Source organism: Pseudomonas brassicae (genome assembly GCF_010671725.1).
Classification (GTDB): Bacteria; Pseudomonadota; Gammaproteobacteria; order Pseudomonadales; family Pseudomonadaceae; genus Aquipseudomonas; species Aquipseudomonas brassicae.
Window position 1 is genome coordinate 1 of record NZ_JAAHBU010000287.1, and the last position, 16,395, is coordinate 16,395.

The following is a 16,395-nucleotide window of genomic DNA, read 5'->3' on the forward strand; positions in this document are numbered from 1 at the left end:
GTTCATATGAACGGCGTTTTCTTGAATTGGAGCGGGAAACGAGACTCGAACTCGCGACCCCGACCTTGGCAAGGTCGTGCTCTACCAACTGAGCTATTCCCGCAATGGCGTCCCCTAGGGGACTCGAACCCCTGTTACCGCCGTGAAAGGGCGGTGTCCTAGGCCACTAGACGAAGGGGACACGCTACAACATTCACTTCCTGCTGCGTTTCGCTGTGTGCTTTACGCTGCAAGTGGCGCGCATTCTAGGGGGGCTTTGAGAAGTCGTCAACCCCTAGATATAAATTTATTTAAATCAATGACTTCGCCCTGCTTTGAGGCAACCGCCGCCATCCATGACGCCAGCACCTTGACGATTATTTTCTGACGCATGCGGCGCGGTGCCAACCCCGCCCTCACGGCACGACAAGGCAAATAGCCACCAATCTGCCGTGGCGAACTGCCAAACAGCTCTATCCGGGCAAAAGCGAAGCCACTACACTCAAACGGCAAACCTACCTGTATGAGGCGTTAACGGTGACACCACTTCTGATCACCCTGCTTATAGTAGCGGGTATCGCACTCTTGATCGTGATCGGCTACCTGAACAATGTAGTCGAAAGCAACAAGCTTGAACGAGCCCGTCTCAAGATCGAGCTGGCCGACCGCTTGCGTCGTTGTGGCGAAATCACCGAAACCTTCCCCGGCCAGTTGATGACGCCTGCACTCAAGCTGCTGCTGACCCGCCTTGAACTGAACCTGAACAAGCGCCAGCTGGCCCTGGACAAGCACAATCGCGAAGTCCTCACGCGCATCAGCGAGCTTGAAGGCCTGATCGCCAAGGGTGACGGCATTCCGGTGAACAACCCGCCGGGGCCGATCCAGACCGAAGCGCGTGCCAAGGACGTACGCTTCCTGCTCGAAGCACTGCACAGCCAGGTGGTGCGTGCATCCCAGGAAGGCTTTTTGCCGACCAACGAGGCCAAGTACTGGGTCAAGGAAATCCGTCATATCCTCGTGCTGCTGCACATCGAGTTTTTCAACAACCTCGGCCAGCATGCCTTGCAGCAGGAACAACCGGGGCAGGCTCGCCTGGCCTTCGAACGTGGCGTGCAGTACCTGCGCAAGCAGCCAGACCCGGTACTGTACCGTGAGCAGTTGGACTACATGGACAAACTGCTGGCGCGCGCCAACGCAATGGTGCTGAGCCAGAACCAACCCGCCGAAAACGAAGTCAACGAACTGACCGAAGGCTTGAAGTCGGATACTGAAGAAGACTGGAAGAAGAAAGTCATCTACGACTGATGCCCCACCCGCCCATGGCTGGCTCCCCCAGGTAAATGCGAAACCTGCAGGTGCCAGCCTCGCTGGCTAGCCAGCGCACGCAAAGGCTGCTTCAGCAGTCCGTCGAGGCCAGGAAGATCTGCGCCAGACGCTCCAGCCCTACCTGATCATGCTCGCCGAAACGCGCCAGCTTCGGACTGTCCAGGTCCAGCACCCCGATCAGCACCCCGTCCTTTACCAACGGAACCACCAGCTCGCTGTTCGACGCGCTGTCACAGGCAATGTGCCCGGGGAACGCATGCACGTCTTCAACCCGCTGGGTCTGGCGTGTGGCCGCGGCAGCACCGCATACGCCACGCCCGAACGCAATGCGCACACACGCCACCTGCCCCTGGAACGGGCCAAGCACCAGTTCCTCGTTACGATTGAGATAGAACCCCGCCCAGTTCAGGTCGTCGACCTGGCTGTAGAGGAAGGCGCAAAACTGCGCGGCGTTGGCGATAAAGTCCCGCTCCCCGGCCAGCAAAGCCTGGAGTTGCGCCGCCAGCAGGTCATAGCCGCTGTGGCCGGCGCCCGCCGCATTCAAATCGATCATCTGTGTTGCTCCAGCAGTTTCAGGCCCACCCAGTAGCGGGCAAATTGATAGGCGCAGCGCCCGTTTCGATTGCCACGGCCAGTGGCCCAGCGAATCGCGGCCTTTTGCAGTTCTTCATCACGCGACCACACCAACCCTGACGCTTGCGCCAACTGGGTGATCCAGTGCTCGACCACATCGAGAAAGTGCTCCTGGGTGAACGGATAGAACGACAGCCACAGACCGAAGCGGTCCGACAAGGCGATCTTGTCTTCCACCGCCTCGCTGGGGTGCAGCTCACCGTCCACCATTTTCCAGTGTTCGTTGTCGCTCTGTTTCTCCGGCACCAGGTGCCGACGGTTGGAAGTGGCGTACAGCAGCACGTTGTCCGGCGCCTGCTCGAGCGAGCCGTCCAGCACGCTCTTGAGCACGCGATAATCGCCCTCCCCGGCCTCGAACGAAAGATCATCGCAAAACAGTACGAAACGCTGCGCCTGTGCCTGCAGTTGCTCTACCACTCGCGGCAGGTCGGCCAGGTGGTCACGCTCGATTTCGATCAGGCGCAAACCCTTGCCGGCATACTCGGCCAGCAATGCACGTACCAGCGACGATTTGCCGGTGCCGCGCGAGCCCCACAGCAAGGCATGGTTGGCTGGCATGCCATCGATGAACTGGCGCGTATTGCGGCCCAATTGCTCACGCTGCCTGTCCACCCCGATCAGGTCGCAGAGCCGTATGTCCAGGCTGACCGCCAGCGGCTGCAGGAAGCCGCTGCGCCCTTCGCGCTGCCAACGGGCAGCCAGGCACTGGGTCCAGTCGATGTCTGGGCGTACAGCCGGCAACAGCGGCTCCAGGCGCGCCAACACACTTTCGGCGCGCTCAAGGAAGGCATTCAAGCGAGAGTCCACGGTAAATCCTCGACACAGGTTCGTTGGAAAAGCCTGAATGTGCGACAGTACCTGCCAGCTGCCGGGGTTGATCGGCTATGCTTGCGCAGCGCACGGAACGTGGAACTGGCTCGGCATACATGGATATCAAGTTCACCAATCGCCTGTCTTACAAGCAAGCCCGGCTGACGGTCCTGGTCGGCTTCATCCTGGGAACATTGCTCAGCCTCATCCAGATCGGTATCGATTATGCCAGCGAAGACGCCTCCATCAACCGCGAGATGCAGGCATTGCTGCAAATCAGCCACAACACCGCCTCGCGTATCGCCTACAACATCGATGCAGAGCTGGCCAAGGAACTCACCCTGGGCCTGCTCAAGTCTCCCGCCATTACCCGCGCGCGCCTGATCGACAACACCGACAGCGTGCTGTCCGATGTTCAGCGCCCACGCCAGGAAAGCGCATACCGCCTGTTCAGTGACTTCCTGTTCGGCCAGAGCCGCCAGTTCCAGGACCGCCTGGTGCTCGACCACATGCCCGACGAGTACCTCGGCACACTGTTCCTGGAGGTCGATACCTTCGCGTTTGGCGGACGCTTCCTCAAGCGTGCCGAAGTGACCCTGCTCAATGGCTTCATTCGCAGCCTGATCCTCACCGGGATTCTGCTGGCACTGTTCTACTTCATGCTGACCAAGCCACTGGTACGCGTGATCAGTGCCCTGAGCAACAGCAACTCGCGCGCACCCAACGAGAACAAGCTGGGGTTCCCGCCCGGGCACGAATACGACGAGATCGGCGTACTGGTCAAAGTCGCCAACCAGCAGTTCGTCAGCATGGCCACCGAGATCCAGCAGCGCCGCAACGCCGAAAACCGGCTGACCGACTACCTCAACGAACTGGAAAACATCGTTTCGGCGCGCACCAACGAGCTCAAGTCGAGCAATACCCGCCTGAGCCAGTCCAATGAGGAGCTGGAGCAGGCCAGGCGCCGCGCACTGGACATGGCCCAGGCGCGCGCGGCCTTCCTGGCCAACATGAGCCACGAGATACGCACGCCGCTGAATGGCTTGCTGGGCATGATCGCGCTATCACTGGACGGCCCCATGAATGCCGAACAGCGCCAGCAGCTGTCGATTGCCCATGACTCGGGCAAGGTGCTGGTGGAACTGCTCAACGATATCCTCGACCTGTCCAAGTTCGATGCCGGCCAGCTGGAGCTGGAGCGCATCCCCTTCGACCTCGGCGCGCTGGTGGAAGATACTGCCAACCTGCTCTCGCAGAATGCCGCCCCCAATGTGGAGCTGACCTGCCTGATCGACCCGCAGTTTCCCAGCAGCGTACTCGGCGACCCGACCCGGGTTCGCCAGATTGTCAGCAACCTGCTCTCCAACGCCCTGAAGTTCACCCGTTTCGGACGTGTGGATGTGCGCTTGAGCACCTGCCCGGGAGGGGTGCGCCTGGACATCTGCGATACCGGCATCGGCATCCCGCAAGAAGCCCAGGCCAGGATCTTTCAGCCGTTCACCCAGGCAGCGCCGGGATCACTCGCCAATATGGCGGAACCGGCCTGGGCCTGGCCCTGACCTACAATTTGTGCGAAGCCATGCACGGGCGCCTGAGCATCAGTTCCGAAACCGGCCTCGGCAGCCAGTTCAGTGCCGAGCTGCCATTGCCCTGCCATACCCCCGCCATTGCGCCGCCCCCCTTGCAGGGCAAGGTCATCGCGATCAGCGACGCCAGCAGCGGCCTGGCCGAACTGCTGCAGACCCTGCTGCCACGCTGGGGCCTGGACTACGCGCGCCATGACCGCCTCGACAGCCTCCTCGACAGCCAACCGGACCTGCTGATCACCGACGACCTGGGCTGCCTGTTCGGCCTGCGCCCGGCGCTCAGGGCACCGATTCTGCTGGTGACTGCCTACGGCAACTTCCTGCCCGCCGAGCAATCGGCACACCTCGCGCCCCTGCAGCAGCAAGCCCGCCCGCTGGCACGCAACGCCCTCTACCAGACACTGCGCCGCACCCTGCACGGCGCCGATGAGGTCAGCCCCATGCCCCCGGCAGGTGCCCTTGCCAGTGAGCAGCGCGCGCGCATCCTGCTGGTAGAAGACAACCCGGTGAACCAACTGGTAGCCAAGGGCATGCTGGGCAAACTGGGCTGCGAAGTGATCGTGGCAGCCCATGGCGGCGAAGCCCTTGAGCAGCTTGAGCACGCGCCCTTCGACCTGGTGCTGATGGACTGCAACATGCCGGTGATGGACGGCTACGAAGCCAGCCGCCGCATTCGCCAGAGCGGACGCTGGCCCAACCTGCCAATCGTCGCGCTGACCGCCAACGCCATGCCCGAGGAACGCGAGCGGTGCCGCGCCGCAGGCATGAACGACTACCTGGCCAAGCCCTTTCGCCGCGAAGAGCTGCTGGCACTGATCGACCACTGGGTGCCGCGGCCTGCGGCCTGAGCCACTAGCGCAGCAGCTTCTCGATATCGCCGCTGAGTGCCTCAGGCTTGGTACTCGGCGCATAGCGACTGACGGCACCGGTCTGCGGGTCGAGCAGGAACTTGGTGAAGTTCCATTTGATTGCCTGGGAACCGAACAAGCCAGGCGCACGCTGCTTGAGTGCGGCAAACAGCGGATGCGCACCCGCGCCGTTGACCTCGATCTTCTTGAACAACGGGAAACTCACGCCGAAGTTCAGCTCGCAGAACTGCGCGATCGCCAGGTCATCGCCCGGCTCCTGCTTGCCGAACTGATTGCAGGGAAAGCCCAGCACCACCAGCCCGCGTTCGCGATAGCGCTCCCACAACGCCTCCAGCCCCTTGTACTGAGGGGTGAAACCACACTGGCTGGCGGTATTGACCACCAGCACTGCCTTGGCCGGGTAATCGGCCAGGGTCTTTTGCTCCCCACGCTGGGTGATGCAGGGGATGGTCAGCAAACTGGTATCGGCCATGATTGCCTTTGCTCCGTTTGAATGATGGCGTTAATCACGGGGTACCAGGTCCAGGCACACCGAGTTGATGCAATAGCGCAGGCCGGTAGGCGGCGGACCGTCCGCAAATACGTGGCCAAGGTGGGCATCGCAGCTGGCGCAGGTTACCTCGGTACGAATCATGCCGTGGGTGGTATCGCGAATCTCGACCATTGCGCTGTCTGCGATCGGTGCATAGAAGCTCGGCCAGCCACAGCCGGAATCGAACTTGGTGCTCGAATCGAACAGCGGCGCGCTACAGCAGATGCAGTGATAGACACCGTCGGTACGGGTGCTGGTGTACTTGCCGCTGAACGGACGCTCCGTACCTTTGAGGCGGCATACGTTGTATTGCTCGGGGTCGAGCATCGCACGCCATTGTTCAAGGGTTTTCTCGATCTTTTCCATCACCAGGCCTCGCTAAATTAAAAACCCCGCACTGCGTCTTTTCCACAACGCGGGTCGCACGTATTATTGCGCCTCATCAGACGCCAGTCTGGCACCCGCGTTACACGCATTTCAAACGTTTTCACAGCGCAATGCGCGGCGATCTTTTCTAATCGGGATCACATCATGCAGGTCAGCAAATCGAACAAGCTCGCCAATGTCTGCTACGACATTCGCGGCCCGGTGCTCAAGCACGCCAAACGCCTGGAGGAGGAAGGCCACCGCATCCTCAAGCTGAACATCGGCAACCCGGCGCCCTTTGGTTTCGAGGCGCCGGACGAGATCCTCCAGGATGTGATCCGCAACCTGCCCACCGCCCAGGGCTACAGCGACTCCAAAGGCCTGTTCAGCGCACGCAAGGCGGTGATGCAGTACTACCAGCAAAAGCAGGTGGAAGGCGTCGGCATCGAAGACATCTACCTGGGCAACGGCGTCTCCGAGCTGATCGTGATGTCGATGCAGGCGCTGCTCAACAACGGCGACGAAGTGCTGATCCCGGCACCGGACTATCCGCTGTGGACTGCAGCGGTGAGCCTGGCCGGCGGCAACCCGGTGCATTACTTGTGCGATGAACAGGCCGACTGGTTCCCGGACCTGGCCGACATCAAGGCCAAGATCACCCCCAATACCAAGGCCATGGTGATCATCAACCCGAACAACCCGACCGGCGCGGTGTACTCGCGCGAGTTGCTGCTGGGCATGCTGGAAATTGCCCGCCAGCACAACCTGGTGGTGTTTTCCGACGAAATCTACGACAAGATCCTGTACGACGACGCCGTGCACATCTGCACCGCCTCGCTCGCCCCCGACCTGCTCTGCCTGACCTTCAACGGCCTGTCCAAGTCCTACCGCGTGGCGGGCTTCCGTTCCGGCTGGCTGGCACTGTCCGGGCCCAAGCAGCACGCCCAGAGCTATATCGAAGGCATCGACATGCTGGCCAACATGCGCCTGTGCGCCAACGTGCCGAGCCAGCACGCCATCCAGACCGCCCTGGGCGGCTACCAGAGCATCAATGACCTGGTGCTGCCGCAGGGTCGCTTGCTGGAACAGCGCAACCGCACCTGGGAGCTGCTCAACGACATTCCTGGCGTCAGCTGCGTCAAGCCGATGGGCGCGCTCTACGCATTCCCGCGCATCGACCCGAAGGTCTGCCCGATCTTCAACGACGAGAAGTTCGCCCTTGACCTGCTGCTTTCGGAAAAGCTGCTGATCGTGCAAGGCACTGCGTTCAACTGGCCGTGGCCGGACCACTTCCGTGTGGTGACCCTGCCTCGGGTGGATGATCTGGAGCAGGCGATCGGCCGCATCGGCAACTTCCTCAAGACCTACCAGCAGTAGCCATCGCACCTGCCTGCGCCAGCCCTGGCGCAGGCTTCACCCTCAGCCACGCCTCCCTTCAGCCCCGCCACACCGGCCAGTTCAGCCCGCCACGGCCCCTCCACAGCAGCAAGTACACAGTTTGAAATAGTCGCCCGGTTGAATACACAGGGCGCGCACCTTATATACCCCGCATACGCATGATTTCTATCCGTCAGGAGAACGTAACAACCATGATGCGCATTTTGCTGTTTGTAGCCACCAACCTTGCGGTCGTGCTGATTGCCAGCATCACCTTGAGCCTGTTCGGCTTTAACGGGTTCATGGCAGCAAACGGGGTTGACCTCAAGCTCGACCAGCTGCTGATTTTCTGCGCCGTGTTCGGCTTTGCCGGCTCGCTGATCTCGCTCTTCATCTCCAAGTGGATGGCGAAGATGAGCACCGGCACCCAGATCATCAGCCAGCCGCGCACTCGCCATGAACAATGGCTGCTGCAGACCGTCGAGGAGCTGTCCCGCGAGGCAGGCATCAAGATGCCCGAGGTGGGTATCTTCCCTGCATACGAGGCCAACGCCTTTGCCACCGGCTGGAACCGCAACGACGCACTGGTCGCGGTCAGCCAGGGCCTGCTCGAGCGATTCTCGCCCGATGAGGTTCGCGCTGTACTGGCCCACGAAATCGGCCACGTTGCCAATGGCGACATGGTGACCCTGGCGCTGGTTCAGGGCGTGGTCAACACCTTCGTGATGTTCTTCGCCCGCATCATCGGCAATTTCGTCGACAAAGTGATCTTCAAGAACGAAGGCGGCCAGGGTATTGCCTACTACATTGCAACCATCGTTGCCGAGTTGGTGCTGGGCATCCTGGCGAGCATGATCGTCATGTGGTTCTCGCGCAAACGCGAGTTCCGCGCCGACGAGGCCGGTGCCCGCCTGGCCGGCACCAACGCGATGATTGGCGCCCTGCAGCGCCTGCGCTCGGAGCAAGGCGTACCCGTGCACATGCCCGACACCCTGAACGCCTTTGGCATCAATGGCGGCCTGAAGCAGGGCCTGGCAGGCCTGCTGATGAGCCACCCGCCACTGGAAGAGCGTATCGAAGCACTGCGCCGTCGCGGCTAAGCCAACAGCAAGCAAAAGGGCGACCGAAGGGTCGCCCTTTTTTTGTTCAGCGTTGCAGCCGGTAGGTTCGCTCAAGCAACTGTGTGGCACCTGCCTTGAGGTATTTGGGGCTTTGCGCCAGTACATCGTCAGTTGCCAGCAGGCGCGGATGCCATTGCTCGCCCCACAACCGCTGCACCTCCTCGTCAGGCACGGCGAACGGCGGCCCCTCGATCAGGTGCTGATCATACTCCAGAGTGATCAGCAGACCTGCACTCGCCCCCGGCAACAGCGCCTGCAGGTGCTTCACGTAGCGCTCACGCATGGCCAGCGGTAGCGCAATGCTTGCTGCGCGGTCGTAGAAACCTGCGCAATCGGCCGTATCAGCCGGTGTCAGGGCAAAGAAGTCCCCACACCAGACCTCGATAGCCTGGCTGCGATAGACCTGAAAGGCGCCCTGGCGGGAAACCTGTGGTACCTGCCCCTGCTCGCTGAAAAAATCCTCCACGGCCCGCTCGGACAGCTCTACCCCCAGTACCCGATAGCCCTGCTCGGACAACCAGGCCAAGTCCCGGCTCTTGCCACACAACGGCACCAGCACCCGAGCACCGGCCGGCAGACCGAGCCCTGGCCAGTACTGCTGCAGGCCCTGGTTTACCTGTTGCTGGTGAAAACCGATCAGATTCTGCTCCCAACGCTTGTGCCAGAACTCGGGCTGCATGCTTTACCTCGATAAATTCGATTAAATACTGCAAGAACTTATATTAGATTTAGATCAATGATCTGCCTGAAGATAGTCGCATCTTAACCCTCAGGACCTTGCCCATGCTGCCCAGCCTGTTTATTTCCCACGGCTCCCCCCATGCTCGCCCTCGAGCCGGGCGCAAGCGGCCCTGCCCTGGCTCGCCTGGCCGCACACTTGCCGCGCCCCAAGGCAATCGTGGTGGTGTCTGCACACTGGGAGAGTACCGACCTGCGAGTGGCCAGCCACCCGCAGCCTGAAACCTGGCATGACTTCGGTGGCTTTCCACCTGCCTTGTTTGCGGTGCAGTACCCTGCGCCGGGCGAACCGGCGCTGGCCGAACGCGTGGCAGGGATGCTGAACCAGGCGGGACTGGCCGCGAGCCTCGACCCACGCCGCCCGTTCGACCATGGCGCCTGGGTACCTCTGACACTGATGTACCCGGCGGCCGACATTCCACTCGTACAAGTATCACTGCCCAGCCAGCGCGGCCCGGCCTTTCAGGAACAGGTTGGCAAGGCATTGGCGGCGCTGCGTGAAGAGGATGTGCTGTTGATCGGCTCGGGCAGCATCACCCACAACCTGCGCGAGCTGGATTGGCAGGCCGGCCCGGAAAGCGTGGAGCCCTGGGCTCAGGCGTTTCGCGATTGGATGATCGAGAAGCTGGCCGCCCACGACACCCAGGCGCTGCATGACTACCGACGGCAAGCACCGTTCGCAGTGCGCAGCCATCCGAGCGACGAACACCTGCTGCCGCTGTACTTTGCACGCGGCGCGGGTGAACGGTTCGCGATCGAACATCAGGGGTTCACGCTGGGAGCGCTGGGCATGGATATCTATCGGTTCGACTGAACGGCCTCTTCGCTGGCTTAACAGGCAAAAAAAATCCCCGAACCAGTCGGGGATTTTTTATTTCACTCGAAGATCAATCTTCGCGATAGCGACGCAGCTTCAGCTGCTTGCCGGCAACGCGAGTGTCCTTGAGCTTGGTCAGCAGCTTCTCGAGGCCATCTTCCGGCAGCTCGACCAAGCTGAAGCTGTCGCGCACCTGGATGCGGCCGATTGCTTCGCGGGCCAGGCCGCCTTCGTTGAGGATCGCACCCAGCAGGTTCTTGGCCGCGATACCGTCACGCGCGCCCAGCGCGGTACGGCAACGTGCACGACCTTCGCCCAGCGGCATTGGCGCACGACGCTCACGCTCGCCACGCTCGGTACGCTCACCGGTAGGACGATCACCACGTGGGGCCGACGTCGGCACCAGCGGCTGCTCTTTCTCGACAGCTTCCAGGGTCAGCGCCTGGCCATTGGTGGCCTTGCGCAGCAGGGCTGCGGCCAGGGCACGCGGGCTGCAACCGATGTCGGCAGTCAGGCGATCCAGCAGGTCACCGTGGGTCGACTCGGCATCAGCAACCAGCGGCGCCAGGCTGTTGGTCAACTTCTTGATGCGCGCATCCAGTACGGCCTGGGCGTTCGGCAGGCGAACTTCAGCGACTTTCTGCCCGGTCACACGCTCGATCACTTGCAGCATGCGGCGCTCACGCGGGGTGACCAGCAGCAGCGCACGACCTTCGCGACCGGCACGACCGGTACGGCCGATACGGTGAACGTAGGACTCCGGATCGTACGGCATGTCGACGTTGAACACGTGGGTGATACGCGGCACGTCCAAGCCACGGGCAGCGACGTCGGTAGCGACGACAATGTCCAGGCGACCATCCTTGAGCGAGTCGATGACGCGCTCACGTTGGTTCTGGGCGATGTCACCGTTCAGCGCAGCGGCCTTGTAGCCTTTGGCTTCCAGGGCACTGGCCAGGTCCAGGGTGGCTTGCTTGGTGCGCACGAAAGCGATCAGCGCATCGAACTCTTCCACTTCCAACAGACGCAGTACGGCAGAAACCTTCTGGTCGGCGTGGACCATCAGGTGCGCCTGCTCGATGGCAGTCACGGTCTGGGTCTTGGTCTGGATCTTGACGTGTTTCGGATCACGCAGGTGACGCTCGGCGATCGCACGGATCGACTGCGGCAGGGTCGCGGAGAACAGAACGGTCTGACGGGTTTCCGGCATGGCCTTGAAGATGACTTCCAGGTCATCCATGAAGCCCAGCTTGAGCATTTCGTCAGCTTCGTCGAGCACCAGGTGATTGACGGTCGCCAGCACTTTCTCGTCGCGACGCAGGTGGTCGCACAGACGGCCAGGGGTTGCTACGACGATTTGCGCGCCGTTGCGGATGGCTTTCAGTTGTGGGCCCATCGGGGCACCACCGTATACCGCTACCACGGTCACGCCCGGCATCTGCTTGGCGTAGGTTTCGAATGCGGTAGCTACTTGCAGCGCCAACTCACGGGTTGGCGCCAGGATCAGGGCTTGCGGCTCGCGCTTGCTCGGGTCGATACGGTGCAGGATTGGCAGTGCGAAGGCAGCGGTCTTACCGGTACCTGTCTGCGCCTGACCGATCATGTCGTGACCAGCAAGAATAATCGGGATCGATTGCTGCTGAATAGCCGATGGCTCTTCGTAGCCAGTGGCAACAACGGCGGCAACAATACTTGGATGAAGTTCGAGAGCGGCGAAGCCGCCGGTTTCCTGGGTCATGGGTCTGCCTCTAAGTGCATCCGCAAAGACCCATGCTCCAAAGCTGCACATGCCTTGTAAGACCCGAAGGTCACCCTGGCAGCTTTGTCGGCGGGGATTTGCGAAAACGATTGAAGAAAAAAGGAACGTCAAGGCAGAGTCCGCGGGGCGGACGCGCAGCCGAAGCTGGCTTCGGGGAATTGCACTACCTGAACGAGGTCCGGTAAAAGACCGGCGCGTACTATACCTGATTTCCTGCGCCGCGTGAGTCTTTTTTACAGGAAAGAGAAGGCCAGAGGCCTCGATTCGACAGCCCTTGTCGATGATCGAGGCCCACGCGTCTGTTGGCGGCGCGGCCGGAGCTGAAACGTTTTACTCAAGAGGCCGGTCGGATCACCTCGATCAGGCGCTGCAGGGAGTAGCCCAGGCGTGGTTCAAGTGCCTGCGCGGGCGGTGAGCCCCGCCAGGTCCAGGTCCTGGTCCAGCTCGGCAGGTACCAGCAGGATGACATTACCCTCCTTCACCGGCAGCTCCCAGTAATGATGGTGGTACAGGCCGCGCAGCAGCGCAGCCCCCAACGGCTTGCCATCATCAGTGGCCCACTGGTTGATCACCAGCCAGCCGCCAGGGTTGAGGCGCTTCTGGCAGTTCTCCAGGAAGGTCCAGGCCAGATGACCGTCGCCCGGACCTTGGTCGGTGTACAGGTCGACGAAGATCAGGTCGGCAGGCTCGGCGGTATTGAGCAGTTTGACGGCATCGCCCACCCGGATGTACAGGCGCGGGTCGTCGTCCAGCCCCAGGTACTCGATGGCCAGGCGCGGCACCTCCGGGCGCAGCTCGATGGCCTCGACGTCTTCCAGGGGCAGGAACTTGAGGCACGCCTGGGTCAGGGTGCCGGCGCCCAGGCCCAGGAACAGCGCACTCTCGGGCTCGGCGTGGCACAAGGCGCCGACCAGCATCGCGCGCGTGTAGTCGTACTCCAGCCAGCTTGGGTCGGGCGTGAACACGCAGCTCTGCTCGATGGCTTCGCCAAACTCGAGAAAGCGGTAGTCCTCGACTTCCAGCACGCTGATGGTGCCGAACTCGTCGTGCACCTGCGCCAGCAGCCGCTCTACCCGTTCCTCTGTCATGCTGTCTCCCGGCAACTGCCCGTGCCCACGCAAAAGCCGGCATTGTCCGCCAATACGGCCGGTGCAACAAGGCAGGGCCCAGGTGTTAGCATGGTCACAGCCCTTTTCCGATAAAAACCGAGCCTGTGATGAGCCAACCCTGGAGTCCCGATAGCTGGCGTGCCTTGCCGATCCAGCAACAACCGCACTACCCCGATGCGGCGCACCTGCTCAAGGTCGAGCAGACCCTGGCCAGCTACCCGCCGCTGGTGTTCGCCGGCGAGGCACGCGAGCTGCGTCGCCAGTTCGCCGAAGTGACCGAAGGCCGCGCCTTCCTGCTGCAGGGTGGCGATTGCGCCGAAAGCTTCGCGGAGTTCTCGGCCGCGAAAATCCGCGACACCTTCAAGGTACTGCTGCAGATGGCCATTGTCATGACCTTTGCCGCCGGTTGCCCGGTGGTGAAAGTCGGACGCATGGCCGGCCAGTTCGCCAAGCCACGCTCGGCCAATGACGAAACCATCGGCGGCGTGACCTTGCCCGCCTACCGCGGCGACATCGTCAACGGCATCGGCTTCGACCCGGTCAGCCGCGTGCCCGACCCGGACCGCCTGCTGCAGGCCTATCACCAGTCCACCGCCAGCCTCAACCTGCTGCGCGCCTTCGCCCAGGGCGGCTTTGCCGACCTGCATCAGGTGCACAAGTGGAACCTGGACTTCATCGCCAACTCGGCCCTGGCGGAAAAATACAGCCAATTGGCCGACCGCATCGACGAGACGCTGGCGTTCATGCGGGCGTGCGGCATGGACAGCTCGCCACAGCTGCGTGAAACCAGCTTCTTCACCGCCCACGAAGCCTTGCTGCTCAACTACGAAGAAGCCTTTGTGCGCCGTGACAGCCTGACCGGCGACTACTTCGACTGCTCGGCACACATGCTGTGGATCGGCGACCGCACCCGCCAACTTGACGGCGCCCACGTGGAGTTCCTGCGCGGGGTGAACAACCCGATCGGGGTCAAGGTCGGCCCGAGCATGAACACCGAAGACCTGATCCGCCTGATCGATATCCTCAACCCGGCCAACGACTCCGGCCGTCTCAACCTGATCGTGCGCATGGGCGCCGACAAGGTGGGCGACCACCTGCCCGGGTTGATCCGCAGTGTCGAGCGCGAAGGACGCAAGGTGCTGTGGAGTTCCGACCCGATGCACGGCAACACCATCAAGGCCAGCAGCGGTTACAAGACCCGCGATTTCGCGCAGATCCTCGGCGAGGTCAAGCAGTTCTTCCAGGTGCACCAGGCCGAGGGCAGCCATGCCGGTGGCATCCACATCGAGATGACCGGGCAGAACGTCACCGAATGCATCGGCGGCGCGCGTCCGATCACCGAAGATGCGCTGTCGGATCGCTACCACACCCACTGCGACCCGCGCATGAACGCCGATCAGTCGCTGGAGCTGGCGTTTCTGATTGCCGAAACGCTGAAGCAGGTACGGCGCTAAGCGCCGCGCGGGCAACGCCGGACCACACGTCGGCGTTGCTGTGCGTTCACGCGGGCAGGCTCACATGGGCTGTACTAGTCTTGAACCGATGACTGGCCCACGCAGTTTTGCAACCCGGTAGTTTGCCTGTAGGGATGCTCAAGGATTGACGCCCCCCCCTGAAAGGACTCGCTACCATGCCGACTTCGCGCCTCACCCGCCACCTCCCCCCCCCCACCCACTGCTGTGGCGTGCACCCTGAGATCCTGTTGCGCACCACCGCATCCTGGGAGGGCACGCCCTACCAGCGCTATCCAGAAGGCCCCCTTGAACTGACCTTGCAGCGAGTCAGGCTGGCGCCACACACGGCCGTGCACTGGCACATGCACCCCTGCCCGATCATTGGTTATGTGGTCGCCGGCGAGATCTGGGTGCAAATGAAGGACAGCGACCAGCAGCGCTGTTTTGGCCAGGGCACGGCTATCGCCGAAACGGTGGACCTCGTGCACCGCGGCGTTACCGGCGACCTGCCCGCTGAACTGCTGATGTTCTGCGCCGGAAGTGTTGGCGTCGCGGTGACTATCGAAGCGGATCAGCACCCTGACTGGCGGCTTCAAGCCTTGAACGCCAGCATCAGTGCGCACACCACCAGAAAGCCGCAAAAGAGCGCGCGCAGCACCTTTTCCGGCAATGCATGGGCCAGCTTCACGCCCCAACTGATGCTCAGCAGGCCGCCCAGTGCCAGCGGGATACCCATGGCCCAGTCCACATGCTGGTGCAGGCCGTAGGTCAGCAGGGTAATCGAGGTACTCGGCGCTGCCAGTGCCAGCGACAGGCCCTGGGCGACCACCTGGGTAGTGCCGAATACACTTGTCAGCACGGGTGTGGCCACCACCGCCCCCCCCACGCCAAACAGCCCGCCGATGACACCCGCACCGCTGCCCAGCACCCCCAGCCAGGGCCAGGGCTGGCGCAGTTCGGGGGTGGGCGGCGCGTTGCGGGTGAACATGCGCACCAGGTTCCACACCGTCAGCGCCACCAGGAACACCACGAAGCCCACGCGCATGGCCTGTGCATCCAGGCCCACGGCCCAGATCGAGCCGAGCCAGGCGAATACCAGCCCGGCCAGCGACAGCGTCAAGGCAGGTCGCAATTCGATACGGTTGCGCTGGTGGTAGCGCCACAAGGCCAGCAGCACGTTGGGCACCACCATCACCAGCGCGGTGCCTTGCGCCAGTTGCTGGTCGAGGCCGAACAACACCCCCAGGGCAGGAATCGCGATCAGGCCACCGCCAATTCCGAACAACCCGCCCATCGTGCCCAGTGCGGCCCCCAATGCGATGTACATCAACCACTCGATCATGCGTGCCTCTCTGTTATGCAGTAGCGCCATGCTACCGAGCGTGGGCTAGCGGGGAAACGCACAGCAACGCACAATGGCTGTGCCAACTTCGCACAAGCACGTGACTGCCATGAACCCGGATGCCCTGACCCAACAGTTGAGCCTGTTTCTCGATGTACTGGAAAGCGGCAGTTTTTCAGCCGCCGCGCGCCGTCACCCGTTGACCCCCTCGGCAGTGGCGCGGCGCATCGACACATTGGAAAGCGCCGTGGGCAGCCGCCTGTTCGTGCGCAGCACGCACGCGGTGCGGGCCACCCCGGCGGGCAATGCGTTCGCCGAACGTGCCCGACGCATCGTCGAGGAGCTGCGCCTGGCGCGCGCCGAAGCCGTGTCGCTAAGCAATGCGCCGGAGGGCCTGATCCGGATCGACGCGCCGTCGGCCTTCGGGCGCCGCCACCTGGCGCCGGCCATCGCGGACTTCCTGGTGGCCTACCCCGGCTCGGACTGTGCACTGCGCCTGATCGACAGCTTCGTCGACCTGCACGGTGCGCACCTGGGCGAAGTCGACCTGGTGCTGCGTGCGGGGCCGCTGGCCGAT

General features: G+C 62.5%; 12 protein-coding genes, 2 tRNA genes and 3 pseudogenes. 7 read left to right on the forward strand and 10 right to left on the reverse strand.

Translation table 11 applies throughout. The annotated features are described in order from the left end of the window. Positions 1-27: 27 nt before the first annotated feature. Positions 28-103: transfer RNA gene (locus G3436_RS18710), tRNA-Gly, on the reverse strand. Between the two features lie 2 nt (positions 104-105). Then, a tRNA-Glu gene (locus G3436_RS18715) sits at positions 106-181 on the reverse strand. A gap of 335 nt (positions 182-516) precedes the next feature. On the opposite strand from G3436_RS18715, the gene G3436_RS18720 reads away from it, so the two are divergent. Continuing rightward, entirely contained in the window at positions 517-1,284 is a 768-nt protein-coding gene (locus G3436_RS18720; protein ID WP_163947922.1) for a hypothetical protein, read from the forward strand. 91 nt (positions 1,285-1,375) lie between these two features. On the opposite strand, the gene G3436_RS18725 is transcribed toward G3436_RS18720, so the two are convergent. Both G3436_RS18725 and G3436_RS18730 read right to left on the reverse strand, forming a co-directional pair. Next, positions 1,376-1,858, reverse strand: a complete 483-nt coding sequence (locus G3436_RS18725; protein ID WP_163947925.1) for a GAF domain-containing protein — start codon at positions 1,856-1,858, stop codon at positions 1,376-1,378. Further along, positions 1,855-2,745: a DUF815 domain-containing protein gene (locus G3436_RS18730; RefSeq protein ID WP_163947928.1), complete on the reverse strand. Its 891-nt coding sequence runs from the start codon at positions 2,743-2,745 to the stop codon at positions 1,855-1,857. Before G3436_RS18730 ends, G3436_RS18725 begins: the two co-directional genes overlap by 4 nt. A 77-nt stretch (positions 2,746-2,822) precedes the next feature. On the opposite strand from G3436_RS18730, the pseudogene G3436_RS18735 reads away from it, so the two are divergent. Continuing rightward, positions 2,823-5,182 (forward strand): annotated as a pseudogene (locus tag G3436_RS18735) (response regulator). Positions 5,183-5,186: 4 nt separating this feature from the next. Here G3436_RS18735 and G3436_RS18740 read toward each other — a convergent pair. Together G3436_RS18740 and msrB are read right to left on the reverse strand one after the other, a co-directional pair. Further along, positions 5,187-5,675 (reverse strand): glutathione peroxidase, encoded by a 489-nt coding sequence (locus G3436_RS18740; protein WP_163947931.1) that lies wholly within the window; start codon positions 5,673-5,675, stop codon positions 5,187-5,189. A 30-nt stretch (positions 5,676-5,705) separates the two neighbouring features. Continuing rightward, entirely contained in the window at positions 5,706-6,101 is a 396-nt protein-coding gene (gene msrB, locus G3436_RS18745; RefSeq protein WP_163947934.1) for a peptide-methionine (R)-S-oxide reductase MsrB, read from the reverse strand. A gap of 165 nt (positions 6,102-6,266) precedes the next feature. Here msrB and G3436_RS18750 point away from each other — a divergent pair, with 165 nt between their 5' ends. Beyond that, complete coding sequence (locus G3436_RS18750) at positions 6,267-7,478, forward strand: pyridoxal phosphate-dependent aminotransferase (protein WP_163947937.1); 1,212 nt, start codon at positions 6,267-6,269, stop codon at positions 7,476-7,478. 212 nt (positions 7,479-7,690) lie between these two features. Then, positions 7,691-8,578, forward strand: a complete 888-nt coding sequence (htpX, locus tag G3436_RS18755; RefSeq protein WP_163947940.1) for a protease HtpX — start codon at positions 7,691-7,693, stop codon at positions 8,576-8,578. A 46-nt stretch (positions 8,579-8,624) separates the two neighbouring features. Here htpX and G3436_RS18760 read toward each other — a convergent pair whose 3' ends face one another. Beyond that, positions 8,625-9,278 (reverse strand): thiopurine S-methyltransferase, encoded by a 654-nt coding sequence (locus G3436_RS18760; protein WP_163947942.1) that lies wholly within the window; start codon positions 9,276-9,278, stop codon positions 8,625-8,627. A 104-nt stretch (positions 9,279-9,382) separates the two neighbouring features. On the opposite strand from G3436_RS18760, the pseudogene G3436_RS18765 reads away from it, so the two are divergent. After that, positions 9,383-10,151, forward strand: a pseudogene (locus G3436_RS18765) (DODA-type extradiol aromatic ring-opening family dioxygenase). 73 nt (positions 10,152-10,224) lie between these two features. On the opposite strand, the gene G3436_RS18770 reads toward G3436_RS18765, so the two are convergent. Next, on the reverse strand, positions 10,225-11,892 hold the full coding sequence (locus G3436_RS18770) for a DEAD/DEAH box helicase (protein WP_163947948.1): 1,668 nt from the start codon (positions 11,890-11,892) through the stop codon (positions 10,225-10,227). A 355-nt stretch (positions 11,893-12,247) separates the two neighbouring features. Then, a pseudogene (locus G3436_RS18775) lies at positions 12,248-13,001 on the reverse strand (spermidine synthase). A 128-nt stretch (positions 13,002-13,129) separates the two neighbouring features. Here G3436_RS18775 and G3436_RS18780 point away from each other — a divergent pair. Continuing rightward, complete coding sequence (locus G3436_RS18780; RefSeq protein ID WP_163947950.1) at positions 13,130-14,476, forward strand: class II 3-deoxy-7-phosphoheptulonate synthase; 1,347 nt, start codon at positions 13,130-13,132, stop codon at positions 14,474-14,476. Positions 14,477-15,068: 592 nt separating this feature from the next. On the opposite strand, the gene G3436_RS18785 is transcribed toward G3436_RS18780, so the two are convergent. Then, complete coding sequence (locus G3436_RS18785; RefSeq protein ID WP_163947952.1) at positions 15,069-15,818, reverse strand: sulfite exporter TauE/SafE family protein; 750 nt, start codon at positions 15,816-15,818, stop codon at positions 15,069-15,071. 109 nt (positions 15,819-15,927) lie between these two features. Between G3436_RS18785 and G3436_RS18790 the strand changes: the two genes are divergently transcribed. Next, on the forward strand, positions 15,928-16,395 hold a 468-nt coding region (locus tag G3436_RS18790), incomplete at its 3' end, for a LysR family transcriptional regulator (RefSeq protein ID WP_163947955.1).